The 22,429-nt window shown below is 66.8% G+C and carries 22 protein-coding genes; 12 read left to right on the top strand and 10 right to left on the bottom strand.

Going from position 1 to position 22,429, the window contains the following annotated elements:
* Nucleotides 1-54 precede the first annotated feature (54 nt).
* A complete protein-coding gene (locus tag G6N18_RS08730) occupies nt 55-429 on the top strand; it encodes a nuclear transport factor 2 family protein (RefSeq protein ID WP_083001973.1) in 375 nt (124 codons plus the stop codon).
* Nucleotides 393-1,469, top strand: a complete 1,077-nt coding sequence (locus tag G6N18_RS08725) for a TIGR03857 family LLM class F420-dependent oxidoreductase (RefSeq protein ID WP_407663561.1) — start codon at nt 393-395, stop codon at nt 1,467-1,469. Before G6N18_RS08730 ends, G6N18_RS08725 begins: the two co-directional genes overlap by 37 nt.
* Before the next feature lie 54 nt (nt 1,470-1,523).
* Here the strand turns inward: G6N18_RS08725 and G6N18_RS08720 are convergent, their stop codons facing one another.
* A complete protein-coding gene (locus tag G6N18_RS08720) occupies nt 1,524-3,014 on the bottom strand; it encodes an acyl-CoA carboxylase subunit beta (protein ID WP_083001969.1) in 1,491 nt (496 codons plus the stop codon).
* 85 nt (nt 3,015-3,099) lie between these two features.
* On the opposite strand from G6N18_RS08720, the gene G6N18_RS08715 reads away from it, so the two are divergent.
* Nucleotides 3,100-4,128 (top strand): LLM class F420-dependent oxidoreductase, encoded by a 1,029-nt coding sequence (locus G6N18_RS08715; RefSeq protein WP_083001967.1) that lies wholly within the window; start codon nt 3,100-3,102, stop codon nt 4,126-4,128.
* 37 nt (nt 4,129-4,165) lie between these two features.
* Nucleotides 4,166-5,389 carry a cytochrome P450 gene (locus tag G6N18_RS08710; protein ID WP_083001965.1) on the top strand — a complete coding sequence of 408 codons (1,224 nt, stop codon included), beginning with the start codon at nt 4,166-4,168 and terminating at the stop codon, nt 5,387-5,389.
* 4 nt (nt 5,390-5,393) lie between these two features.
* Here the strand turns inward: G6N18_RS08710 and G6N18_RS08705 are convergent, their stop codons facing one another.
* Genes G6N18_RS08705 through G6N18_RS08690 form a run of 4 tightly spaced genes read right to left on the bottom strand, consistent with a single transcriptional unit; the run spans nt 5,394 to nt 10,987 of the window.
* Nucleotides 5,394-5,597: a YbdD/YjiX family protein gene (locus tag G6N18_RS08705; RefSeq protein WP_083001963.1), complete on the bottom strand. Its 204-nt coding sequence runs from the start codon at nt 5,595-5,597 to the stop codon at nt 5,394-5,396.
* A complete protein-coding gene (locus G6N18_RS08700; RefSeq protein WP_083001962.1) occupies nt 5,543-7,834 on the bottom strand; it encodes a carbon starvation CstA family protein in 2,292 nt (763 codons plus the stop codon). Before G6N18_RS08700 ends, G6N18_RS08705 begins: the two co-directional genes overlap by 55 nt.
* Before the next feature lie 49 nt (nt 7,835-7,883).
* Complete coding sequence (locus G6N18_RS08695) at nt 7,884-9,431, bottom strand: ATP-dependent DNA ligase (protein WP_083001960.1); 1,548 nt, start codon at nt 9,429-9,431, stop codon at nt 7,884-7,886.
* Nucleotides 9,432-9,448: 17 nt separating this feature from the next.
* Nucleotides 9,449-10,987: a molybdopterin-dependent oxidoreductase gene (locus tag G6N18_RS08690; protein ID WP_083001958.1), complete on the bottom strand. Its 1,539-nt coding sequence runs from the start codon at nt 10,985-10,987 to the stop codon at nt 9,449-9,451.
* Nucleotides 10,988-11,089: 102 nt separating this feature from the next.
* Here G6N18_RS08690 and G6N18_RS08685 point away from each other — a divergent pair, with 102 nt between their 5' ends.
* Together G6N18_RS08685 and G6N18_RS08680 are read left to right on the top strand one after the other, a co-directional pair.
* A complete protein-coding gene (locus G6N18_RS08685) occupies nt 11,090-11,857 on the top strand; it encodes an SDR family NAD(P)-dependent oxidoreductase (protein WP_067214203.1) in 768 nt (255 codons plus the stop codon).
* A gap of 103 nt (nt 11,858-11,960) precedes the next feature.
* Nucleotides 11,961-13,028 (top strand): phosphotransferase family protein, encoded by a 1,068-nt coding sequence (locus G6N18_RS08680; protein ID WP_083001956.1) that lies wholly within the window; start codon nt 11,961-11,963, stop codon nt 13,026-13,028.
* Nucleotides 13,029-13,039: 11 nt separating this feature from the next.
* Here the strand turns inward: G6N18_RS08680 and G6N18_RS08675 are convergent, their stop codons facing one another.
* The gene (locus G6N18_RS08675; RefSeq protein WP_407663560.1) at nt 13,040-13,825 is read right to left on the bottom strand and encodes a sulfite exporter TauE/SafE family protein; all 786 of its coding nucleotides are present in this window, start codon (nt 13,823-13,825) and stop codon (nt 13,040-13,042) included.
* A 245-nt stretch (nt 13,826-14,070) separates the two neighbouring features.
* Here G6N18_RS08675 and G6N18_RS08670 point away from each other — a divergent pair, with 245 nt between their 5' ends.
* Nucleotides 14,071-14,574 (top strand): 2-isopropylmalate synthase, encoded by a 504-nt coding sequence (locus tag G6N18_RS08670; protein ID WP_179962385.1) that lies wholly within the window; start codon nt 14,071-14,073, stop codon nt 14,572-14,574.
* 16 nt (nt 14,575-14,590) lie between these two features.
* On the opposite strand, the gene G6N18_RS08665 is transcribed toward G6N18_RS08670, so the two are convergent.
* Nucleotides 14,591-16,075 carry a cytochrome P450 gene (locus G6N18_RS08665; protein WP_067214207.1) on the bottom strand — a complete coding sequence of 495 codons (1,485 nt, stop codon included), beginning with the start codon at nt 16,073-16,075 and terminating at the stop codon, nt 14,591-14,593.
* Between the two features lie 119 nt (nt 16,076-16,194).
* Between G6N18_RS08665 and G6N18_RS08660 the strand changes: the two genes are divergently transcribed.
* Both G6N18_RS08660 and G6N18_RS08655 read left to right on the top strand, forming a co-directional pair.
* Nucleotides 16,195-16,836, top strand: coding sequence for a TetR/AcrR family transcriptional regulator (locus G6N18_RS08660; protein ID WP_083001954.1), 642 nt, complete (start codon nt 16,195-16,197; stop codon nt 16,834-16,836).
* Between the two features lie 19 nt (nt 16,837-16,855).
* Nucleotides 16,856-17,713 (top strand): SDR family oxidoreductase, encoded by an 858-nt coding sequence (locus G6N18_RS08655; RefSeq protein WP_083001952.1) that lies wholly within the window; start codon nt 16,856-16,858, stop codon nt 17,711-17,713.
* On the opposite strand, the gene G6N18_RS08650 is transcribed toward G6N18_RS08655, so the two are convergent.
* Genes G6N18_RS08650 through G6N18_RS08640 form a run of 3 tightly spaced genes read right to left on the bottom strand, consistent with a single transcriptional unit; the run spans nt 17,710 to nt 20,575 of the window.
* A complete protein-coding gene (locus G6N18_RS08650; RefSeq protein WP_083001950.1) occupies nt 17,710-18,888 on the bottom strand; it encodes an AAA family ATPase in 1,179 nt (392 codons plus the stop codon). The two genes, G6N18_RS08655 and G6N18_RS08650, sit on opposite strands and share 4 nt — an antisense overlap.
* Before the next feature lie 5 nt (nt 18,889-18,893).
* Nucleotides 18,894-19,970 (bottom strand): DNA polymerase IV, encoded by a 1,077-nt coding sequence (locus G6N18_RS08645; RefSeq protein WP_083001948.1) that lies wholly within the window; start codon nt 19,968-19,970, stop codon nt 18,894-18,896.
* Nucleotides 19,967-20,575: a TetR/AcrR family transcriptional regulator gene (locus tag G6N18_RS08640; protein WP_067214212.1), complete on the bottom strand. Its 609-nt coding sequence runs from the start codon at nt 20,573-20,575 to the stop codon at nt 19,967-19,969. The genes G6N18_RS08645 and G6N18_RS08640 overlap by 4 nt, the downstream gene beginning before the upstream one ends.
* 89 nt (nt 20,576-20,664) lie before the next feature.
* Between G6N18_RS08640 and G6N18_RS08635 the strand changes: the two genes are divergently transcribed.
* The 3 genes from G6N18_RS08635 (at nt 20,665) to nrdI (ending at nt 22,413) form a co-directional block, all read left to right on the top strand.
* On the top strand, nt 20,665-21,216 hold the full coding sequence (locus tag G6N18_RS08635; protein WP_083001946.1) for an NAD(P)H-dependent oxidoreductase: 552 nt from the start codon (nt 20,665-20,667) through the stop codon (nt 21,214-21,216).
* Between the two features lie 473 nt (nt 21,217-21,689).
* Nucleotides 21,690-21,938 (top strand): redoxin NrdH, encoded by a 249-nt coding sequence (locus tag G6N18_RS08630; protein ID WP_067214214.1) that lies wholly within the window; start codon nt 21,690-21,692, stop codon nt 21,936-21,938.
* 31 nt (nt 21,939-21,969) lie between these two features.
* On the top strand, nt 21,970-22,413 hold the full coding sequence (nrdI, locus tag G6N18_RS08625; RefSeq protein ID WP_059100835.1) for a class Ib ribonucleoside-diphosphate reductase assembly flavoprotein NrdI: 444 nt from the start codon (nt 21,970-21,972) through the stop codon (nt 22,411-22,413).
* Nucleotides 22,414-22,429 lie beyond the last annotated feature (16 nt).

The following is a 22,429-nucleotide window of genomic DNA, read 5'->3' as shown; positions in this document are numbered from 1 at the left end:
CACCGACCGGGCGGTCGCGGCCATCGACGCGATCGATGCCCTGGAGGCGTTCGCGTGACGCGGTCGGCCCGCGAGGTGGTGGAGCTGTACAACCTGGTGGTGTGGAATCAACGTGATTTCGCGCTCGCCGAGGAACTGATGGGCCACACGGTCGTCCGTCACGAGGTGGGTGAGGCGATCACGCTGACCCACGACCAGGCCGTGCAGCGCATCATCGACCACTGGGAGATGTTCGAGGCGGTGCGCTTCGACCTGAACCTGGTGGTGGCCGGCGACGACGGCGAGCACGTCGCGATCGTCTACCAGTCGCCGATGACGCTCAAGGACGGAACGGAGACCACGATCGGCAGTATGGAAATCTTTCGGGTGCTCGACGGCAGGATCGTCGAAGTGTGGAACTGCGGCTACAAACAAGGAGTCTGGGCGTGACGGATCGGGTGCTCGACGAACTGGGCTACTACCTGCTGGCCGGCGCCGGGGGTGAAGGCCCGGCCACGCTGATGGACGAGGCCCGCCGCGGCGAAGAGCTCGGGTTCGGCACGGCCTTCATTTCCGAGCGCTGGAACGTCAAGGAGGCGTCGTCGCTCGTCGGCGCGGCGTGCGCGGTGACCACGCGGATGCAGATCGCCACGGCGGCAACGAATCACAACACCCGCCATCCGCTGATCACCGGCTCGTGGGCGACCACGATGCACCGGCTCTCCGCAGGACGGTTCACGTTGGGCATCGGCCGCGGAGTAGCGGCGATGTACGCCGCGTTCGGCATCCCGTCGGTGACCACGGCGCAGATGGAGGATTTCGCCCAGGTCATGCGCCGGCTGTGGAACGGCGAGGTGATCTTCAACCACGACGGTCCAATCGGCAAGTATCAGGTGCTCTTCCTCGATCCCGATTTCAAGGAGGACATCCGGCTGGCCCTCGTCGCGTTCGGCCCGCAGACGCTCGCCCTGGGCGGGCGGGCATTCGACGACGTCATCCTGCACACCTACTTCACCCCCGAGACGCTTCAGCGCGCCGTCAAGACCGTCAAGGACGCAGCCGAACAGGCCGGCCGCGACCCGGCCAGTGTGCGGGTGTGGTCCTGTTTCGCAACCGTCGGCGACCACCTACCCGAGGAGCTGCGGCTGAAGAAGACGGTCGCCCGGCTGGCCACCTATCTTCAGGGCTACGGCGATCTGCTGGTCTCCACCAATGGCTGGGATCCCGGTGTGCTACAGCGCTTCCGGGACGACCAGGTGGTGCAGTCGATCCCCGGCGGTATCGACCACAAGGCGAGTGCTGAACAGATCGAGCACATCGCCACTCTGATTCCCGACGAATGGCTGGAGCCGTCGGCCACCGGGTCGGCCCAGCAGTGTGTCGAGCGCATCCGCAAGGAGTTCGACTACGGCGCCGACGCGCTCATCATGCACGGCGCCACCCCCGATGAGCTCGAGCCGATCGTCGCCGCCTACCGCGCTTCAGAGTGATTTCGGTGTCGGCGGTTGCGGTGAGCGCAACCAACTACACCGAAATCGCAATGGCTAAGGTGTGATTACCGTGCGGGACACCGGCTCGGCGGCGGCCTGGCGGCTGTAGACCGCCCGCTGCAGCGCCGACAACAACGCGTTGCGGGTCTCCTCGGGATGGATCAGTTCGTCGAAGCCGAGGTGGCCGGCCGAGCGGAACGACGCCTCGACCTCCATCCTCCGAAGGCGTGCCTCGACGTCCTCGGCGGCGTGCGAAGCCTTGCTGAGCGCGGCCGCGCTCATCGCGCCCATGGTCGCGCCCGGGTAGGCGAATGTCGCGCTCTGGTTGTCAAACCCCAACAGCGACATCACCATCGAGCCGAAACCGTAGGCCTTGCGCAACGTGACATGCAGCTTGATCGTCGTCGCGGCGGTCTGTGCGGCGAACATCCGCGCGCCGCTGCGCAACACACCGCTCTTCTCGGACCGGCTGCCGGGCAGCATGCCGGGGTTGTCGGCCAGGAACACGATCGGCAGATGGAATGAGTCGGCCACCGTGATGAAGTGTGCGGCCTTGTCGGCGGCATCGGCATCGATCGAACCGGCGAGGACCTGTGGCTGGTTCGCCACCACGGCGACGGGATGGCCGCCGAGATGAGCCAGCGCGCAGATGATCGCAGCGCCGAACTTCGGCTGAACCTCGAACCAGTCGGGGCGGTCGAACACCACGTCGAGCACCCGTCGCATGTCGTACACGCGCCGGTTACCGCGGGGCACGATGTCGAGCAGCTCCGACGTCGTCCGCGGCTCGGCGTCGTCGGAAAGCGTTTCCGGATACGACCACGCACTGGACGGGAAGTAGGACAGATAGCGGCGGATGTCGTCGAGCACGGCTTCGTCGTCTTCGGCGATGTTGTGGATGACGCCGCTGGCGAGCGCGACGCCGGGCCCTCCGAGGTCTTCTTTCGAAATCTCCTCGCCCGTCGACTCTTTCACCACCGGCGGCCCAGCAGTGAAGATCGCGCCCTGGCTGCTCATCACCGTCCAGTCGCAGACAGGGGCGACGAGTGCGCCGTGGCCGGCCGACGGCCCGAGAAGACCGGCGACCATCGGCACCTTGCCCGAGCACTGAGCCTGCGCGAGCAGGTCGGTCGGTGAGCGGCCGTAATGCTCACCGCTGGGCCGAAAGCCCGCGCCTTCGAGCAGCATCACCAGCGGAACCCTGTCGCGCAACGCCAACTCGGCCAACCGGTAACGCTTGGAGTTGCCGCCGGGACCGATGCTGCCCGCCAGCGTCGTGAAGTCCTCGGCGCCGAGCATCACCGGCCTGCCGTCGATGAAACCGGAGCCCGCGACGATGCCGTCGGCGGCGATGTCACCGCCGACCAGCGTGCCGAACTCGCGGAAGGTGCCCGTGTCCACAAGATGCTCGATGCGGGCGCGAGCGTCGAGCTTGCCCTTGCCGTGGTGCTTTGCCAGTCGCTCGGTGCCGCCCATGCCGTGGGCGTGCCGGCGTCGACGGGACAACTCGTCGAGCGTGTGCTCCCAGCCCTCTACCTCGGCCATGACAACTCCTGTCTCCGCACGGCGATCGTCGCATTCAAATCTCCGCGTTGACCATACTGAATCGCTTACTGTAGCGTCTACGACCATGCTTAGCGGCGCCGGCCTGAAGGTCGACGGGGCGGTTTCCAGCCAGCTCGCCAACGTCGCGGGCGCAGCGAACACACTGCAGCGGCGCGGCTATGACGGTTGCTGGACGGCCGAGGTCAACCATGACCCGTTCCTGCCCCTGACGCTCGCCGCCGAGCACACCGACACCCTCGAACTGGGCACCAGTATCGCGGTCGCATTCGCACGTAATCCGATGACAATCGCCAACATCGGCTGGGATTTGCAGGACTACTCGCGCGGCCGGCTCATCGTGGGTCTCGGCTCTCAGATCAAGCCGCACATCGAGAAGCGGTTCAGCATGCCGTGGAGTCACCCGGTGCGGCGCATGCACGAATTCGTTGTCGCGATGCGGGAGATCTGGACGTGCTGGCGCGACGGCACCAGCCTCGAGTTCGAGGGCGAGTTCTACACGCACAAGCTGATGACGCCGATGTTCACCCCCGAACCGCACGACTACGGTTCTCCCAAGGTGTTCCTCGCCGCCGTCGGTGAGGCGATGACCGAGCTGGCCGGCGAGGTGGCCGATGGGATTCTGGCGCACGCATTCACGACCAAGCGCTATTTCGCCGAGGTGACCACGCCGGCGCTGCAGCGCGGAATGGCCCGATCGGGCCGCCGGCGCAGCGACTTTCAGGTGTCCTGTCCGATCTTCGTCGTCACCGGCGAACAGGAACGCGACCTCACCGCCGCCGCCGTCGCCACGCGGAAACAGATCGCCTTCTACGGGTCGACCCCGGCGTATCGCAAGGTTCTCGAGTTGCACGGCTGGGGCGATCTGCACACCGAACTGCACCGCTTGAGCCTTGCGGGGCAGTGGGATGCGATGGGCACCCTGATCGACGACGAGATCCTCGAAGCGTTCGCAGTCGTCGCGCCGATCGACAAGGTGGCGGCGAAAATCCGGGACCGCTGTGACGGGTTGATCGACCGGGTGATGATCGGCTTCCCCTCGTCGGTCGCCGAAGACAGCGTCTCCCAAGTGCTGAAGGAGTTGCACGGCATATGACAGATCTGGCGAGGAGTTGCTTGTGAGCACACCGATGATGGACGAAGCGGCCAAGGTCTTCGCCACCCCGCGCGCCTACACCGATGAGGCGAAACTGCACGAGTCGCTGGCCCATCTGCGCGCGAATGCCCCCGTTTCGTGGGTCGATGTGCCGAACTACCGCCCGTTCTGGGCGATCACCAAGCACGCCGACATCATGGACATCGAGCGGGCGAACACGCTGTTCACCAACTACCCGCGACCGGTGCTCGTCACCGAGGAGGGTGACGAACAGCAGGCGGCCATCGGCGTGCGCACCCTGATCCACATGGACGATCCCCAGCACCGCGTCGTGCGAGCGATCGGCGCGGACTGGTTCCGGCCGAAAGCGATGCGCGCGTTGAAGGTTCGCGTCGACGAGCTCGCGAAAGTGTACGTCGACAAGATGATGACGATCGGGCCCGAGTGCGACTTCGTCCAACAGGTCGCCGTCAACTTTCCGCTCTACGTCATCATGTCGTTGCTCGGCATCCCGGAGTCGGACTTTCCGCTCATGCTCAAGCTGACCCAGGAGTTGTTCGGCAGCGACGACGACGAGTTCACGCGTGGTACCGACCCGGCCGACAAGATGTCGGCGTTGCTCGAGATGTTCGAGTACTTCACCGCGCTGACCGCCTCGCGACGCGAGAACCCGACCGATGATCTGGCGTCGGCGATCGCCAACGCGACGATCGACGGTGAACCGTTGTCGGACATCGACACGATCTCGTACTACGCGATCATCGCCGCGGCAGGCCATGACACGACGAGCGCGACCATCTCCGGAGGGATGCTGGCGTTCATCGAGAATCCCGAGCAACGGCAGAGGCTCTGCGCTGATCTGGGTTTGATGCCGCTGGCGACCGAAGAGATGATCCGCTGGGTCACGCCGGTGAAGGCCTTCATGCGCACCGCCGCCGAGGACACCACCGTCCGCGATGTAGCGATCGCGGCTGGGGAATCGGTTCTGCTGTCTTATGTCTCGGGCAATCGCGACGAGGACGTCTTCGATGACCCGTTCCGCTTCGACGTCGGGCGCGACCCCAACAAGCACATCGCGTTCGGCTACGGCGTGCACTTCTGCCTGGGGGCCGCATTGGCCCGCATGGAGGTGAACAGTTTCTTCACCGAGTTGCTGCCGCGGCTGAAGGCGGTCGAGTCGGCGGGCCGGGCCGAGTATGTGGCGACCACCTTCGTCGGCGGACTCAAGCACCTGCCGATCCGCTATTCGTTGGCCCCATAGCGCGCTAGCAGCAGCGCGCGCCCGGGTTCGCCTCCGCTGCGGCGTGCCGCATCCGCCAGTAGTTCCGTTCGGAGAGCACCGGTTCGCCCGGATGGGTGCGCAATCGGTGCTCGACGTAGCGCCGATAGTGGGTGTCACCCATCAGGTCGCCGATCAACGTGCCCCAGTGCCAACCGATCTTGCGTGCGATTTCGACAACGCGTCCCATTGCTTGGCCACCTCCTTCTCCGGCTTGGTCATGACGAGGCCCCTCGGCCCGAACAACCGCGAGGGCACCGGTTCGTCCTCGGTCGACGGCAGGGCGGTGCCGCGAACTGCCCGGATCACCATGATGACCCCGGCGATGAACACGATCAGAACCAACAGTGCGAACACAATCGACAGCGTGCCCTGGATGAAGGTGTTGCGGATGACCGCGTCGAGTTGGTCGGCGTCCTTGGCCGCGCCGAACGCGTTCTGACCCGCCTCCTTCGCGTTGCGGTACTGGAAGTGCTGCGTCCAGTAGCCGACCTTCGGATCACCCGAGAAGATCTTCTGCCAGGACGCCGTCATCGTCACCGTGAGGTCCCACAGCAACGGAATGGCCGGTATCCAAGCCCACTTCAACAGGCCCTTCTTCACGATGACCACCGTCACGACCGTCAGCGCGATCGCCGCCAGCAACTGGTTGGCGATGCCGAACAGCGGAAACAGCGTGTTGATGCCCCCGAGCGGATCGGTGACACCCATCAGCAGGATGCTGCCCCACGCCGCCACCACGATCAGGCTGCAGATCCATGCTCCCACACGCCAACTCGGGTCCTTGAGCTTGCGCAGCGGGCCGCCCAGGTTGCTCAGGCCGTCGGAGAGCATGAACCGGGCGACCCGCGTGCCCGCATCGACGGTGGTGAGGATGAACAGCGCTTCGAACATGATCGCGAAGTGGTACCAGAACGCCTTGAGCGCGTCACCACCGAAGACCTTGCTCAGCACTTCGGACATGCCGAAGGCCAGCGTCGGCGCGCCACCGGTGCGCGAGACGATCGATTCTTCGCCGACGCTTTCGGCGGCTCTTGTGATGGCATCGGCGCTGACCGGCGGGCCGTCGATCGGCAGACCGTTGACGTATGCCGCCGCGGTCTCCGCGGTGCCCCCGGTCGCGGCCGCCGGCGCGTTGATCGCGAAGTAGAGGTGCTGATTGAGGATCGCCGCGGTGATCAGCGCCATGATCGCGACGAACGACTCGGTGAGCATGCCGCCGTAACCGATCAGCCGCATCTGCCCTTCCTTCTCCAACAGCTTGGGCGTGGTGCCCGACGAGATGAGCGCGTGAAAGCCCGACAGGGCGCCGCAGGCGATGGTGATGAACAGGAAGGGGAACAGTGAGCCCGCGAACACCGGGCCGGTGCCCTGGCCGGCGAACCCCGAAACCGCCGGTGCCTCCATGACCGGGCGGGCAAGCAGAATGCCCACCGCCAGCAGGGCGATGGTGCCGACCTTCATGAACGTCGACAGGTAGTCGCGGGGCGCCAGCAGCAACCATACGGGCAGGACCGAGGCGGCGAAGCCATAGACGATGATGGCCCACGACAGGGTCACCTTGGACAGGGTGAACCAATCAGTGCCCCAGGCAGTTTCCGCGACCCATCCGCCGGCGACGACCGCGAGCAACAGCAGCGCGACACCGATCAGCGACACCTCCGAGACCCGGCCGGGTCGAAAGAACCTCAGATACAACCCCATGAAGATCGCGATCGGAATCGTCATCGCGATCGAGAAGACGCCCCACGGACTTTCGGCGAGGGCGCCGACGACCACCAACGCCAGCACCGCCAGCAGGATCACCATGATGACGAGCACGCCGACGATCGCGGCCACCCCGCCGATCGTCCCGAGTTCGTCGCGGGCCATCTGACCGAGCGAGCGACCGCGCCGCCGGGTCGAGATCGACAACACCAGATAGTCCTGCACGCAGCCCGCGAGCACGGCACCGATGATGATCCAGATGGTGCCGGGCAGGTAGCCCATCTGCATCGCAAGGACGGGCCCGACGAGCGGGCCGGCACCGGCGATCGCGGCGAAGTGGTGGCCGAACAGCACCCGCCGATCGGTCGGCATGTAATCCGTGCCGTTCTCGAATAGCTCGGCGGGCGTGGCGTTGTCGTCGCGTGGACGAACGATCTTCATCTCGATGAGCCGGGCGTAGAACCGGAACCCGATGACGTAGGTGCAGATCGCGGCGATCACGAACCAGACTGCGTTGACGGTTTCACCGCGGAAGAACGCGATCACCGCCCAGGCGAGCGCGCCGAGCACCGCGATGAGCCCGAAGACGATTCGATGTCGGGCTGTGATCGGCGACCGGTCGATGATCGCCACCGGGGGCAAATCCTTGTCGGTGCGGACGTAGGTGACGTCGCCTTCGGTTTCCTCTGTGCGCTGCGATGCAGCGGTTGGAGATGCCATGGGGCGATCTTTTCATCGGCCGCGTCGGCCACGTGACAAAACGGTCGCTTTAGCTTCCGCGCTGGTAGAAGGCGCGCACCGTGTCGATGGTGTCGGCTTCAGCTGGGCTCTTGACGTCGCGGTAGCGCAGTACGCGGGCGAATCGCAGGGTCATTCCGCCGGGGTAGCGCGAGGAGGTCTGAACGCCGTCGAATGCGATCTCGACCACCTGCTCGGGCCGCACCTTGACGACGTAGCCGTCGGCCGGTCCGTCGGCCAACTCGAGGAACCGCGCGGTCTGCCACTCGAGCATCGCGTCGGTCATACCCTTGAAAGTCTTTCCGAGCATGACGAATTCGCCCGTGCTGGGATCTCTGGCGCCGAGGTGGATGTTGGACAGCTTGCCGGTGCGACGGCCCGATCCCCACTCGACCGCCAGTACCACCAGGTCGAGGGTGTGCACGGGTTTGACCTTGAGCCATCCGGCGCCGCGGCGGCCCGCCTCGTACGGCGCGCTGAGCGACTTCGCCATCACGCCTTCGTGGCCCGCCGCCAGCGTCACGTCCAGGAAGTCTTGGGCCTGCGCGGCGTCGTCGGTGACGAGACGGTCGACCCGGTTCACCTCCGGGACAAGCGAGTCCAGCACCCCGATGCGTTCCCTGGTCGGCTTGTCCAGCAGATCGACACCGTCGACGTGCAGGAGGTCGAAGATGAAGACCGACAACGGCTGCGCCGCCGCCGCGGCTGCGATGTCGACGGAGCGACCGAAGCGCGAGGCCGTGACCTGGAATCGGTGCGGACGCCCGTCAGCGCGCAACGCGATCGCCTCGGCGTCGGCGATCAGGGTTGCGACGGGCAGCGCCAATGCCGCGTCGACGACCTCCGGCAGGCGGGCGGTCACGTCGTCGAGGCTGCGGGTGTAGATCGACACCGCGTCACCGGATCGGTGCACCTGTACTCGGGCGCCGTCCAGCTTGGCCTCGAAAACGGCTGTGCCGCCGAGACGTTCGAGCGCCTCGGCCACGCCGGTGGCGGTCTGCGCCAGCATCGGGCCGACGGGGCGCCCGACCGTGAGCGTGAACTGTTCGAGCGCCGCCTCGCCCTCGGTCAGGGCGGCGGCGGCGACGGCGGGCAGGTCACCACCGAGCATGGCGGCACGGCGCACCGCGGCGGCGGGCACCCCGGCGGCCTTGGCGACCGCGTCGGCCATCACGCCGACGAGCGCGCCCTGGCGCAGTTCGCCGCCGAGTAGCCTGCGTAGAAACGTTTGTTCGATGTCGGTTGCGGCGCCGAACAGCCCGGCGAGCAACTCGGCACGTCGGGCCTGCGAGCCCTTACCCGCGACCCGTCCGATCTCGGTGAATCGCGCGTGGACCTCCGGCACCGTCAGCGATTCGGCCGTTGCCGGGGACGGCAACGAGCGCAGCGCGGCCCAACCGACGCCGATCTGCCGTTGCGGCAACTCACCCGACAGCCACGACACGACGACCGCCACCTGATCTGCGTCGCCCTCGTCGCCGACCCGGCGTAGCAGCTCGGCGATCCTGGCGGTCTTCGCCAGCCGCGATGACGAGGCGCCGACTTCTGTGGACGCGGTGGCGACGTCGAGCAACTGCACGGCTTCAGCCTGACAGGTCAGGTGACCGTGAACTCGACGCTGTGCCAGCCGGTGGCGCCATCGGGCACCGGATCGGCGACTTCGGCTGTCTGCACGGCGCCGGTGTTGTCGGTGGCCCGCACGGTGATCGTGTGGCGCCCCTGCCGCTCGGCCCGCCACGGAAAGCTCCATAGCCGCCACGTTTCGTCGGAATAGGCAGCGCCGAGATCGGCCTGTTGCCAGTCGCCTTGGCCTTCGGGGCCGTCGATGCGCACCTCGACGTTGCGCACCCCGCGGTTCTGCGCCCACGCCACGCCGCCGAACGTCACCGCACCGCGCGGCACGTCCTGACCGCCGCGCGGCACGTCGATCCGCGACGACGTCTTGATCGGCCCGCGCGCCGACCATCCCAGCCGCGTCCAGTACGCCTGCGCCCGGTCGAATCGGGTCACTTCCAGGTCGACGACCCATTTGGTCGCCGAGACGTACCCGTACAACCCGGGGACCACCAGCCGGGCGGGGTAACCGTGGTTGGTCGGCAGCGGTTCGCCATTCATGCCGACCGCCAACATCGCGCCCCGGTCGTCGGTGAGCGCTTCGACCGGAGTGCCCGCGGTGAACCCGTCGATCGACATCGACAGCACCATGTCCGCGTCCGGATGGATTCCCGCTTCGGCCAACAGATCCCGCGTGCGATAGCCCGTCCAGGTGGCATTACCGATGAGGTCGCCGCCGATCGGGTTCGACACACACGTCAGCGTCACCAGCTCCTCAACCACGTCGAAGCGCTCGAGATCGCCGAAGCGCAGGGTGATCTCGCGGTCCACCATGCCGTGGATCCGCAGCTGCCAGTCCTCCCGGCTCAATTGCGGCACACGCAGCGCCGTGTCGATCCGGTAGAAGTCGGCGTTGTTGGTGATGAACGTCGGCAGCGCAACACCTTTCGGCTGCACCGTCGGTGGGACGGGCGGAGCGGCGACGTCGATCGGCGGCAAGGCAAACGCGTTGCGATCCCCCGAGACGGAGGTCGTCAGGCGGGAGAGCACCACGCCGCCGACGCCGGTCAGCGCCCCGACGCCGAGGAAGCCCAGGGTCACCAACGACAGTCGTCGGCCGGGGTCGGGCCCGTCGTCGGTGGGTTGTGGAGCGTCGGTGAACCGGCCCGAGACGAGCAGGCGCAGCACCGCGACGCCGCACGCGGTGCCCACCACCGTCGGCACCACGTCGAACAGGCCCGCCCCCGCGCGCGACAGCACGGCCGCACAACCAAGGACACCGGCCGCGACGATCGCGATGCTCCCGATGGGGACACGCCTGGTCTCGAGAGCCGCGGCGGCCGCGGCGACGACGGCGATCACCGCCAGCACGAGCATCGAGAGCACGAGTTTGTCGGCCATTCCGAAGGTCTGGATCGCCCATTCCTTGACCGGTCCGGGCGTCCGGTCGATGACCGACGAACCGACAGCGGTGCGGGCGTCGGCCTCCGGTCCCACGAATGCGGCGAGGAGTTGGGTGACTCCGAGCGCGACGGCGGCCGCTGCGATGCCGCCCATCGCCTTGGTGCTGCGCGCCGTCATGCCGCCAAAGTACTCACGTTGGCGACCCGAAGGCCTTACCGAAACATGACGTCGGCTAGGTTGCTTTACGATTCGAGCATTTTTTGGAAAGGGGAGACCCAGGTGGAAATCCAGGGCAAGAAGGCCATCATCGTCGGCGGTGCGTCAGGCTTCGGCAAGGCTACGGCCGAGTTGTTGGCGCAGCGCGGTGCGGACGTCGCGGTGCTGGACCGCCCGCAGTCGAAGGGCAAGGAAGTGGCCGACGCGATCGGCGGCTCCTTCTTCGAGGTGGACGTCACCGACTTCGACGGCACCGAGAAGGTGCTGCAGCAGGCCATCGAGTCACTCGGCGCTCTGCACATCATCGTGACGACGGCCGGTGGTGGCGCCGCGGAACGCACCGTCAAGAAGGACGGCCCGCACAGCCTGGAGACCTTCCGCAGGTGCGTGGACTTGAACCTCATCGGCACCTTCAACATCAGCAGGCTGGCGGGCTGGCAGATGAGCCAGCAGGACCCGGTCGACGATGAGAAGGAGGAGCGCGGCGTCATCATCAACACCGCCTCGATCGCCGCGTTCGAGGGCCAGATCGGACAGGTCGCCTACACCGCGTCCAAGGCGGCGATCGCCGGGATGTGCCTGACCATGGCCCGCGACATGGGCAGCCTGGGCATCCGGGCGCTGGCAATCGCGCCGAGCCTGTTCGCCACCGGCCTGACCGAGGGCATCCCCGACGAGTTCGCCAAAGCGCTGACCAAGGATGCGGCGTTCCCGAAGCGGCTCGGCAAGCCCGAGGAGTACGCCAAGCTGGTCGCGGCAATCGTCGAGAACCCGATGCTCAACGGCCAATGCCTGCGGCTGGACGCGGGCCAGCGTTTCGCCCCCAAGTAAGCCGGTGATTTCGGTGTCGTTGGTCGCGCGCACGGCGACCAATTACACCGAAATCGCACCAGGGTGGCCGCCCGTCGCGCACCCGACCTGACACGATGAGTGCATGCCCGACGACGCGCATCAACTTCCGACACTGAGTGAGGACGACCAGGCAGCGCTGCAGCAGTGGGTTCGACAGCAAGGCCTGGGGTCGACGGTCAGCGACGTCGAACCGCTCACCGGTGGGACGCAGAACATCGTGGTGCGGCTACGCGTCGATGGCAGGCCCATGGTGCTGCGCAGACCGCCGGTGCACCCGCGGCCGACGAGCGACAAGACGATGCTGCGCGAGATCGCGGCGCTGCGCACACTGGCGGGCACGCCGGTGCCGCACCCCGGCTTCATCGCCGGCTGCGAGGACCTCGGCGTTCTCGGGGTGGTGTTCTATCTGATGGAGGAGGTCGACGGCTTCAACCCGGGCGACGACATGGCCGAGGCCTACGTGCACGATCCGGCCATGCGCCATCAGGTGGGGCTGTCGTACGCGGGGAGTCTGGCGATGCTCGGGCAGGTCGAGTGGGAAGGCAGTCCGCTGGCCGCGCTCAAGCGCCCCGGCTCGTTCCTGGAGCGTCAGGTCCCACAGTTCCTGCGGCTGCTCGAGAGCTATCGACACGACCGCTACGACCCCGAGTCGCTGGCCGTGACGGAACTCGCCGAGTGGTTGGCGTCGAACGTGCCGCCGGACGGGCGGCCGGGCGTCATGCACGGCGACCCGCATCTGAGCAACGTGCTGCTGCGGCGCGACAAGCCCGAGTTGGCGGCGTTCGTCGACTGGGAGATGTGCACGATCGGTGACCCGCTGCTGGATCTGGGCTGGATGTTGATCTGCTGGCCGCTGGAAACCAACACGATCACCGCGGGCGCGCAGCTGGCGGCGCTCGGCGGGCTGGCCAGCCGGGGTGAGCTCCTCGCGGCCTACCTCGGCGCGGGTGGCCGCGAAACATCAAGTCTCGATTGGTATATCGCGATGGCGTGCTTCAAGCTGGGCATCGTCATCGAGGGCACCTGGTCGCGCTTCCTGGTCGGCCAGGCCAGCCGGGACGCGGGTGAACGGCTGCACGCCAACGCCCAGAACCTCATCGACCTGGGTACCCGAGTCGCCAAGGGCGACAGCCCCTTCGACCTGTCCTGACCCGTGGCGAGCTAGCCACCGTAGGCGTCGACCCCGAGCTTGACCGCCAGCGCCACGCCCGCCGCACCGATCACGACCCGCAGCGGACCGGCGGGTGCGTGCCGCACGACGATCGGGCCCAGCCGCGACCCGATCAGGCAGCCGAGGCCCAACACCAACACCGCCCACCAGTGCACCGGCGCCAGCAGTGCGAAGATCACGGCCGCAACGGAATTCGCCACGCCGAGGATCACGTTCTTACCCGCGTTGGCGTGGGCGAGCGACGCGGTAGCCGCGCGCAGCAGCAGGGCAAGCAACAGCACACCGGCCGCCGCGCCGAAATAGCCGCCGTAGACACAGATCACGAAAATCGCCGACGCCTCGAGCAGCGCTCGGGTTCGGTGCCGAAGATGACTGGCGACCTGTGCGTCGGCGGATACCCGGCGCGGCAGCAGGATTGCGACCGAGGCCAGGCCGAGCAGAATCGGGACGACCTTCTCGAAACCTTCCGCGGGCGTTGAGAGCAGCAGTGCGGCGCCGGCCGCGCCACCGAGTACGGCGACCGGCAGGGTGCGCCTGATCCACCGACCCTGGCCCTCGAGTTCAGGGCGTGAGCCCAACACCGAACCGACGCCGTTGAACACCAGCGCCACGGTGTTGGTCACATTGGCTGTCACCGGTGGCAAGCCGAATAGCAGCAGGGCGGGATAGGTGGCGACCGAGGCGAGGCCGGCGATGCTGCCGGTGAGCCCGCCGAGAATGCCGGCGGCGAACAGCAGGGCCCAGTTCATCTGCGGCCCGAACAACACTGCAGCCATGCCGATGACTGCGCATGACCGGCCGACATCAGCCACACGTTACGGGCAAGGCCCCCACCAGCCACGATCGCGAACGGAATTGCCTTTGCAGCGGTGTGCGCATGCGTCTACGATCGGACGCGTGCCGAGGCGACTCGTAGTAGCAACCCGCAGCGGGGTCTGATCCTGACCGACCCCTCGCTGTGGGTCGTCGCTACGTAGCTTTCCCTGTCGGTCGCTTTCCTTTTCGAAGAAAAGACCGGCACATGACCACCTCGTTCGCAACCGAATCCGCTAGCAGCGCAGCGCCGCCCATGTTCGCGACCCACGTCGACGCCCCGATGCCGCGCGGCCTGCGGGAGGAGGCCTACGCGATGTCCTTCGAATCGTTTGTCGCCGAGTATGCGCCCAGCTCGGGCCCGCTGCGGCTGGGCAACTGGCGGTGCATCGACGGTGACCGCCGCGCCACCCGGCTGGGGCCTCAGGCGCGCGAATATCAGGCGACACTCGCGATCGGTGACCGGATCTGCACGACGTCGGCGGCTGCGCCGGGCCCTGTCGCCGCGCTGACGGCGATGCTCTACGACCGGGGAATCGCGCTGGAGATGACCGCTTTTCACCAGATGCACGCGGGCGAGCGCACCGCTACCTTCATCCGCGGCTCCGACGGTATGCGGTCCGAATGGGCGATGGGGCTGTCCGACGATCCGACGCAGTCGGCGCTGAGCGCGGTCATCGCCTGCGCGAACCGCATGCTGAGCGCGGCCTGACCGTCGAGATCGTAGGTCAGCGCAGCGGGCGCAGCACGATATGCATGCCGTCCTTGGGCACCGGCATGCCGCCGTAGTCCCACTCGGTCGTGTAATCCGGGCGCGGCAACTCGAGCCGGTACTTGCGCAGCAACCGGTGCAGGATCGTCTTCACCTCGAACTGGCCGAACGTCATGCCGATGCACTTGTGTGCACCGCCGCCGAACGGGCTGAACGCGTAGCGGTGCTGCTTGTGTTCGTTGCGGGGCTCGGTGAAGCGCTCCGGGTCGAATTTCATCGGCTCGGGGTAGAACTCCTCGAGCCGATGGTTCATGCCCGGGTAGGCGATGACGTTGGTGCCCTTCGGCAGGTAGTAGCCCAGCAGTTCGGTGTCGCGCACGGTCTGGCGCATCGCCCACTGCACCGGCGTCACCAGCCGGATCGACTCGTTCATCACCAGATCGAGCGACTCCAGCTTCTCCAGCGCCTCGATGTCGACGGGGCCGTCGCCGAGTCGGTCGGATTCGTCGCGGCAGCGGTCCTGCCACTCCGGGTGCTTGGCCAGGTGGTAGATCATCGTGGTGGCCGTGGACGTCGAGGTGTCGTGCGCGGCCATCATCAGGAAGATCATGTGGTTGACGATGTCGGAGTCGGTGAAGCTGTTGCCGTGCTCGTCCTCGGTGTGGCACAGCACCGTCAGCAGGTCGGAGCCGTCCTTGCCGCGGCGTTCTGCGACCCGCTCCTCGAAGTACTCCTCCAACAGCTTGCGGGCCTGCAAGCCGCGCCACCAGGTGAACGGGCGCACCGGCTTACGGATGATCGCGTTGCCTGCGCGCGTTGTGGTGGTGAACGCCTGGTTCACCTTGGTCACCAGTTCCTTGTCGGAGCCGGGCTCGTGCCCCATGAACACCATCGACGCGATGTCGAGCGTCAGTTCCTTCATGGCGGGATACATCAGGAACCGCGGGTCGTTGGCCACCCATTGATTGGCGATGACCTGCGACACCACCTTGTCGACCTGCTCCTGGTAACCGACCAGTCGGCTGCGGACGAATGCCTCCTGCATGATCCGCCGGTGGAACATGTGCTCCTCGAAGTCGAGCAGCATCAACCCGCGATGGAAGAACGGCCCGATCACAGGAACCCAGCCCTGTTGGGAGAAGTCCTTGTTGCGGTTCGAGTAAACGGCCTGCGCGGCGTCCGGGCCCAGCGCGGCGACGGCGGGCAGGGCAGGGGAGTCTGCGTAGTACAGCGGCCCGTATTTGCGGTAGACGTGCAGCAGATACTCCGGGCCGCCGCGGAACATCTCGATCATGTGGCCGATGATCGGCAGGCCGGCGTCGCCGATGACCGGCTTGAGATCGCTACCCGCGGGCGGCAACGCCATCGGCTTCTGTGGAAAGTCGGTGTCGAGTAGCTTGCGCTCGACCAGACCCATGCCCGGGAAGTTGTTGAACGACGGGGTCAGCCTTCGTTTGGCTTGGTCGAGCAGGTAATCCTTGGTGTTGATGGTCGTCGTCATCGACAAGCTCCTGACACGAAAAGACTGTGGCCGTTGTCACTCTCATCCTCATCCTGGATGGCACACTTGACGCATGTCAAGTTTTGTCCTGGCGCGTCGCGGTGCGAAGGTCTAGGGCGATGACCGCCCAACCAGCACCGCAGATGCGCCGCAGCCGGGGCGACCGGCAGCGCGACGCGATCGTCAACGCCGTCCGGGAACTGGTCCAGGAACGCCCGTTCGCCGACCTGTCGGTCAGCGCGATCAGCGAGCGCGCCGGGGTCGCCCGGTCCGGCTTCTACTTCTATTTCGACTCCAAGTACGCGGTGCTCGCGGTGATTTTGGCCGACGCGGGGGAGATGCTCGACAGCCTGACCCACCACTTCGCCCCGCGTGAGCCGGGGGAGACGCCGGAGGCGTTCGCCAAACGCATGGTCGGCAGCGCCGCGGCCGCATATGCCAATGACGACCCGGTGTTGTCGGCGTGCGCCGTGGCCCGCAACACCGACGCGAAGATCCGCGAGATGATGGACGACTTCTACGACGGCATCATCGAGAAGCTCATCACGCTGCTCGAACAAGATGCCGACGTGCAGCCGATCTCCGAGGACTTGCCCGCACTCGTGCGTACGCTGGCCGCGACGACGGCGATGACGCTGACCCACGACAGCGCTTTCGTGGGTCGCGGCATTGACCCGAATCGGGCGGTCGACGCCCTCGAGCGGCTTTGGGTTGCGGCGTTCTGGGGCAGTCCCGAACCGTCCGGCCGCCGGAGGGGCTGAGCACAGTATCCTCACCGCCATGGCGCACTCCGGCTTTGCGAACAAGCGTTGTCTTCTCACCGGGGCCGCCAGCGGCATCGGCCGCGCGACCGCATTGAAACTGGCCGCCGACGGCGCCGAACTCTATCTCACCGACCGCGACGCCGAGGGCCTGGAGAAGACCGTCGCCGATGCGCGCTCGCTCGGTGGAGTCGTCCGTGCGCACAGAGCTCTTGATATCTCCGACTACGACACGGTGGCCGAGTTCGCCGCCGACATCCACTCCCGCCACCCGGCGATGGACATCGTGATGAACATCGCCGGGGTATCGGCGTGGGGCACCGTGTCCACGCTGACGCACCAGCACTGGAAGTCGATGGTCGACATCAACTTGATGGGCCCGATCCATGTCATCGAGGCGTTCGTGCCGCCGATGGTCGCGGCGGGCACCGGCGGTCACATCGTCAACGTGTCTTCGGCGGCCGGACTGGTGGCGTTGCCGTGGCACGCGGCGTACAGCGCAAGCAAGTACGGACTGCGCGGCATGTCGGAGGTGTTGCGCTTTGATCTGGCGCGACACCGGATCGGGGTCTCCGTGGTGGTGCCCGGTGCGGTGAAGACGCCGCTGGTGCAGACGGTTCAGATCGCCGGGGTGGATCGCGAAGACCCACGGGTGAAGAAGTGGACGGACCGGTTCGGCGGCCACGCGGTGTCACCGGAGCACGCCGCCGAGTGCATCCTCAAAGGCGTTCGCCGTAACCGGTTTCTGATCTACACCTCGCCCGACATCCGGGCGCTGTATCTGTTCAAGCGCACGATGTGGTGGCCGTACAGCGTCGCGATGCGGCAGGCGAACGTGTTGTTCACCAAGGCATTGCGGCCCGCGGCGCGCCGCTAACGCCGACCCCAGTCCCACGGCGGCGCGGTGAGCATGCCCAGCCCGTCGACGCGCGTCTCGCCGAGGTCCTTGTACAGGCAGATCTCCACGGCGTCGCCGCCGTCGCCGACGGGAGCGGTGTCGAGGTGTTCGAGCAGAACCTTGCTGTGGGTGACGACGACGACCTGAGTGGCGTCTGCCGCCGCGCGGATCAACGACGCCAACGGGCCGACCAGATCGGGGTGCAGTGAGGTCTCCGGTTCGTTGAGCACCATCAGCGAAGGGGGCTGCGGGCTGAGCAGCGCGGCGGCCCACAGCAGGAACCGCAGTGTGCCGTCGGACAATTCGGCCGCGCGCAGCGGCCTCAGCATGCCGCGCTGGTGCAGCTGGAGAGCGAATAATCCGTCGTGCACGGCAACCGACACCGAGGCGCCGTCGAAGGCGTCGGCGACGGCCCGCTGCAGGTCGTCGAAGCCGGCCTCGAGGATGGTCTGGATCGCGGCCGCCAGGTCGCTGCCGTCGTCGGACAGGACCGGGGTCCTGGTTCCGACCGCGCGCTGTCGCGACGGCGCGGCGGCGTCGACCCGGAACCCGTCGTAGAACCGCCAGTTCCGCAACCGGTCCCGCACCGCGGCGAGTTCGGGATGCGCGCCGGGATGGGCGAATTCGGCGAGCACGCTGCGGTAGGGCGGTAGCGATTGGGACAGCTTGTCGAACCCGCGGCCGGACTCCGCGCTGGCCTCCACGTAGTCGCGGGCGCGGCGCACCAGTGTCGAACTGTTGCGCATGACCGGACCGGCGAAGACCACCTCCCGCTTGATTTCCGGATCACGCCCGAACAGCGATTCGTGGCCGGCCATCTGCGGCAGGCCCAGGTCGACGAGGTAACCGAAATCGTCTGATGCGAAACCCATTTCGAGTGACACCGGACCGGTCCGCGTCGTGCCCTCGACGCGTCCGGTGCGACGGGCGCCGCTGGGCTGGTCGGGGCCGGCCCACAGCACCGACTCCAGGCCACCCTCGCGGGCCAGCGACCCGATCACCTCGCCGCGGCCGCAGTCGGCCAGCAGGCGCAACGCCCGGTACAGCGACGACTTACCCGTCCCGTTGGCGCCGGTGACGACGGTCAGTTCGGCCAGCGGTAGGACGATGTCGCGCAGCGACCGGTATCCGCGGATCGCGACCGTGTGCAGCATCGTTTTCAGTACCCGCCTTCCGGCGGTGTCAGTTCCAGCCGCACGCCCAGCAGTCGGACGGGCCGGTCGAGCTCGAACTGGCCGAGGAGATCCAGTGCGGTCCCGATGACAATCTCCGCGTCGACCGTTGGCACCGGTAGCTTGCGGATCTTCGTCCTGGTGTAGAAGGTTTTCGTCCGCACTGTCACGGCCACCCGGCTGACGACCCGGTTCTGTTCGACGATTTCGGTCAGGGTCTGTTGGGCGAGATCGACGACCGCGCTGTCCATCTCGGTGCGTTCGGTGAGGTCACTGGGGAACGTGACGACATGGCTGCGCGAGCGCGGTACCCACGGTGTGGCGCTGACGTCGGTGTCGCCGCCGCCCTTGGCCAGCAACAGGATCCACAGCCCGGTCGTCGGGCCGAAGGTTGCGGTGAGCAGCGACGCGTCGGTGGCTGCGAGATCGGCAACGGTGGTTATACCCATCGCCGCAAGCTTTTTCGCGGTCTTCGGACCGATGCCCCAGATGGCGTCCACCCCACGGTCGCCCATCACCGCCATCCAGTTGTCATCGGTGAGTTGGTAGATGCCGGGCGCGTCGTCTGCCCCCTGGATGCGCGTCGGCTTGCCGAATCCGGTGGCCACCTTGGCGCGCTGTTTGTTGTCGCTGATGCCCACCGAGCACGACAGCCCGGTCTCGGCCGCGATCACCTCGCGGATCCGCTCGGCCAATCCGAACGGGCTGTCCGAGTCGTCGAGGCCGGCGCCGATGTACGCCTCGTCCCAGCCCCACACCTCCACCGGGTGCCCGAAGTCGCGCAGCAGGCCCATCACCTCCTCGGAAGCCGCATCGTAGGCGTCCGTGTCCAACGGCAGGAACCTCGCGGCGGGGCACTTGCGAGCCGCGGTGCGCAACGGCATACCCGCGTGCACCCCGTATACGCGAGCCGGATACGACGCGCACGTCACCACCTTGCGGGGTTCGTCGGGATCGCCGTTGCCGCCGACGATGATCGGCAGACCGGCGAGTTCGGGGTTGCGACGGATCTCGACCGCGGCCTGAAACTGGTCGAGGTCGACGTGCAGAATCCAGCGCCTCATTGCCCGCAGAGCTTGCGCGCCAACGTTTCCCACGCATCGCCGAGTGACTCGAGCGAGGCACCGCGCTCGTTGAGTTCATGGTGTACGTAATCCGCGTCGAGCAGGGCGAGCAGGGCGGTGGCCTGCGCGTCGAGGTCGCCGGTGGTGCCGGCGGACTGCAGCAGCACGCGGACATGGTGATGGTGCAGCGTCGCGGGCGGGCTGAACCGCATCTGGGGGTCTCGGTTGGCGTCGGACAGCAACGCGTGGTGGTTGTGCACGAACCCCAATCGGTCGCGGCCGTAGGCCAGCAGCCGCTCGAGCGGCGGGGCGCCCGGGCCCAGCGGCGGGGGCCCGAACAGGAACGCCTGTTGGTGCGCCTTCTCGTCCTCGTCGAGCAGCACGAGCATCAAGCCCGCGCGGCTGCCGAATCGGCGGAACAAGGTGCCCTTGCCAACCCCGGCGGCCGTGGCGATGGCGTCGGTGGTGACGGCGTCGGCACCGCGTTCGGCAATCAGGCTGCGCGCAGCGTCGAGAATCAGCGTGCGGTTGCGAGCGGCGTCACCGCGCTCATGAGGAGTTCGGGTGGAAACCGGCAGCGCGTTGAGGGGACGAGGCGCGGCCATGTCAGCAGTTTAGGTCAGCCGGAATGATTCGGACCATAGTCCGGTTGTGCTCTGCGAGGATTTCACCGTCGACCGAGGAGAACACGAAGATGTCGGACACGTCGAGAATCAAGGTGCTGGTGCTGTTGGGCAGCCTGCGGGCAGGATCGGTGAACCGGCAGCTGGTAGAGACTGCGGTCGAGACAGCTGCGAACGGCGTGCATCTGGAGCTTTTCGGCCGGCTGGGCGAGTTGCCCTTCTACAACGAGGACATCGACAACGACGGTGTGGCCGCACCCGTGGTGGCGCTGCGCCAGGCTGCCGCCGATGCGGATGCCGCGCTGGTGGTCACCCCCGAGTACAACGGCAGCATCCCGGGCGTGCTCAAGAACGCGATCGACTGGCTGTCGCGGCCCTATGGCAACAGCGCGCTCATGGACAAGCCGCTCGCGGTCGTCGGCGCGTCGCTCGGGCGCTATGGCGGCCAGTGGGCGCACGACGAGACGCGCAAGAGCTTCGCGATCGCCGGGCCGCGCGTCGTGGAGGATCTGAGGTTGTCGATACCGACGACCACGCTTGACGGCAGGCATCCGCGGGAGGACGCGGAAGTGGTCGCCAAGCTGCGCGACATCGTCGGCAAACTGGCCGCCGAGGTCGGCTGACTTTCGCCTGTGCACTGCCGTCGGCCGGGCCCGTCTCGACCGGCCGGCGGCTTTGCTGCTTCTTGTCCGGCGCACGTCAGTTGTCGGTACCGACTGCTATACCTGCCCCAGGCGCACGACACACCTGGAGTGTGACGTGCGACACGCCGAGCGCGGAGGGCCTGATGAGCTTACGACCTGGGAATTCCAAGATTGTTATTCAGAACATCTGGTATTCCTTCGCAATGTCGGACACTAGGTGTAGTGTTTCGAGCACCGACAGGCCCCCACGATTCCAAGCTCGCTGAGGGTCGGCCGGAGCCCCCGAACCCGGGTCGTGTCGGCGTCAAGGCACACCGGACGGTGGCCTCGGGCGACAGGAATTTTCAGGGTCTCCGGGCTGCTGATATTCGATGAATCTCGGCCAGATGAAGTATTCGACCAGTTGCCAGTCCCAGTTCGCAGTCCCAGTTCGCAGAGGAGCCGTACCGCAGATGACTCAGCACTCGATCACCGTGTACACCAAGCCCGCATGCGTGCAGTGCAACGCCACCTACAAGGCGCTGGACAAGCAGGGCGTCGCCTACGAGACGGTCGACATCACCCTGGACAGCGAAGCCCGCGACTACGTGATGGCACTCGGCTATCTGCAGGCCCCGGTCGTGGTGGTCGGCAACGAGCACTGGTCCGGATTCCGGCCCGACCGCATCAAGGCCCTCGGAGCGGTCGCGGCGACGGCTTAGGGGTACTCGACGGGCAGAAAGGGAGAGAGCGATGAGCAATCTCGTCTACTTCTCCAGCGTCTCGGAGAACACCCACCGCTTCGTCGAGAAGCTGGGCCTGCCCGCCACCCGGATCCCTCTGCACGGGCGCATCGAGGTCGACGAGCCCTACGTGCTGGTGCTGCCCACCTATGGCGGTGGACGCGCCACACCGGACATCAACGACGGCGGCTATGTGCCCAAGCAGGTCATTGCCTTTCTCAACAATGAACACAACCGGTCGTTGATCCGCGGCGTCATCGCCGCGGGCAACAACAACTTCGGCGCCGAGTTCGCCTACGCGGGCAATGTCGTGTCCCGCAAGTGCGGCGTTCCGTACCTGTACCGCTTTGAACTGATGGGAACCCCGGACGACGTCGACGCCGTCCGATCGGGCTTGGAAGAGTTTTGGAAGGACCAGACGTGTCACCAACCGTCACAGCTGCAGAGCCTGTAGCGCCCGCCACGCCGGC

Source organism: Mycolicibacterium celeriflavum, from assembly GCF_010731795.1.
Lineage (GTDB): Bacteria > Actinomycetota > Actinomycetes > Mycobacteriales > Mycobacteriaceae > Mycobacterium > Mycobacterium celeriflavum.
Note: the sequence above shows the minus strand (reverse complement) of the source record. Positions and strands in the feature narration are given on the sequence as shown.

Excerpts from the sequence above, each read along its gene's own strand:
- G6N18_RS08720 (WP_083001969.1), bottom strand. The coding sequence starts at position 3,014 with ATGGCCGAGGTAGAGGGCTGGGAGCACACGCTCGACGAGTTGTCCCGT.
- G6N18_RS08690 (WP_083001958.1), bottom strand. The coding sequence starts at position 10,987 with ATGACGGCGCGCAGCACCAAGGCGATGGGCGGCATCGCAGCGGCCGCC.
- G6N18_RS08635 (WP_083001946.1), top strand. The coding sequence starts at position 20,665 with ATGTCGGACACGTCGAGAATCAAGGTGCTGGTGCTGTTGGGCAGCCTG.
- G6N18_RS08645 (WP_083001948.1), bottom strand. The coding sequence starts at position 19,970 with ATGAGGCGCTGGATTCTGCACGTCGACCTCGACCAGTTTCAGGCCGCG.
- G6N18_RS08630 (WP_067214214.1), top strand. The coding sequence starts at position 21,690 with ATGACTCAGCACTCGATCACCGTGTACACCAAGCCCGCATGCGTGCAG.
- G6N18_RS08675 (WP_407663560.1), bottom strand. The coding sequence starts at position 13,825 with ATGGCTGCAGTGTTGTTCGGGCCGCAGATGAACTGGGCCCTGCTGTTC.
- G6N18_RS08660 (WP_083001954.1), top strand. The coding sequence starts at position 16,195 with ATGACCGCCCAACCAGCACCGCAGATGCGCCGCAGCCGGGGCGACCGG.
- G6N18_RS08715 (WP_083001967.1), top strand. The coding sequence starts at position 3,100 with ATGCTTAGCGGCGCCGGCCTGAAGGTCGACGGGGCGGTTTCCAGCCAG.
- G6N18_RS08670 (WP_179962385.1), top strand. The coding sequence starts at position 14,071 with ATGACCACCTCGTTCGCAACCGAATCCGCTAGCAGCGCAGCGCCGCCC.
- G6N18_RS08655 (WP_083001952.1), top strand. The coding sequence starts at position 16,856 with ATGGCGCACTCCGGCTTTGCGAACAAGCGTTGTCTTCTCACCGGGGCC.
- G6N18_RS08680 (WP_083001956.1), top strand. The coding sequence starts at position 11,961 with ATGCCCGACGACGCGCATCAACTTCCGACACTGAGTGAGGACGACCAG.
- G6N18_RS08640 (WP_067214212.1), bottom strand. The coding sequence starts at position 20,575 with ATGGCCGCGCCTCGTCCCCTCAACGCGCTGCCGGTTTCCACCCGAACT.
- G6N18_RS08665 (WP_067214207.1), bottom strand. The coding sequence starts at position 16,075 with ATGACGACGACCATCAACACCAAGGATTACCTGCTCGACCAAGCCAAA.
- nrdI (WP_059100835.1), top strand. The coding sequence starts at position 21,970 with ATGAGCAATCTCGTCTACTTCTCCAGCGTCTCGGAGAACACCCACCGC.
- G6N18_RS08650 (WP_083001950.1), bottom strand. The coding sequence starts at position 18,888 with ATGCTGCACACGGTCGCGATCCGCGGATACCGGTCGCTGCGCGACATC.
- G6N18_RS08710 (WP_083001965.1), top strand. The coding sequence starts at position 4,166 with ATGGACGAAGCGGCCAAGGTCTTCGCCACCCCGCGCGCCTACACCGAT.
- G6N18_RS08700 (WP_083001962.1), bottom strand. The coding sequence starts at position 7,834 with ATGGCATCTCCAACCGCTGCATCGCAGCGCACAGAGGAAACCGAAGGC.
- G6N18_RS08705 (WP_083001963.1), bottom strand. The coding sequence starts at position 5,597 with ATGGGACGCGTTGTCGAAATCGCACGCAAGATCGGTTGGCACTGGGGC.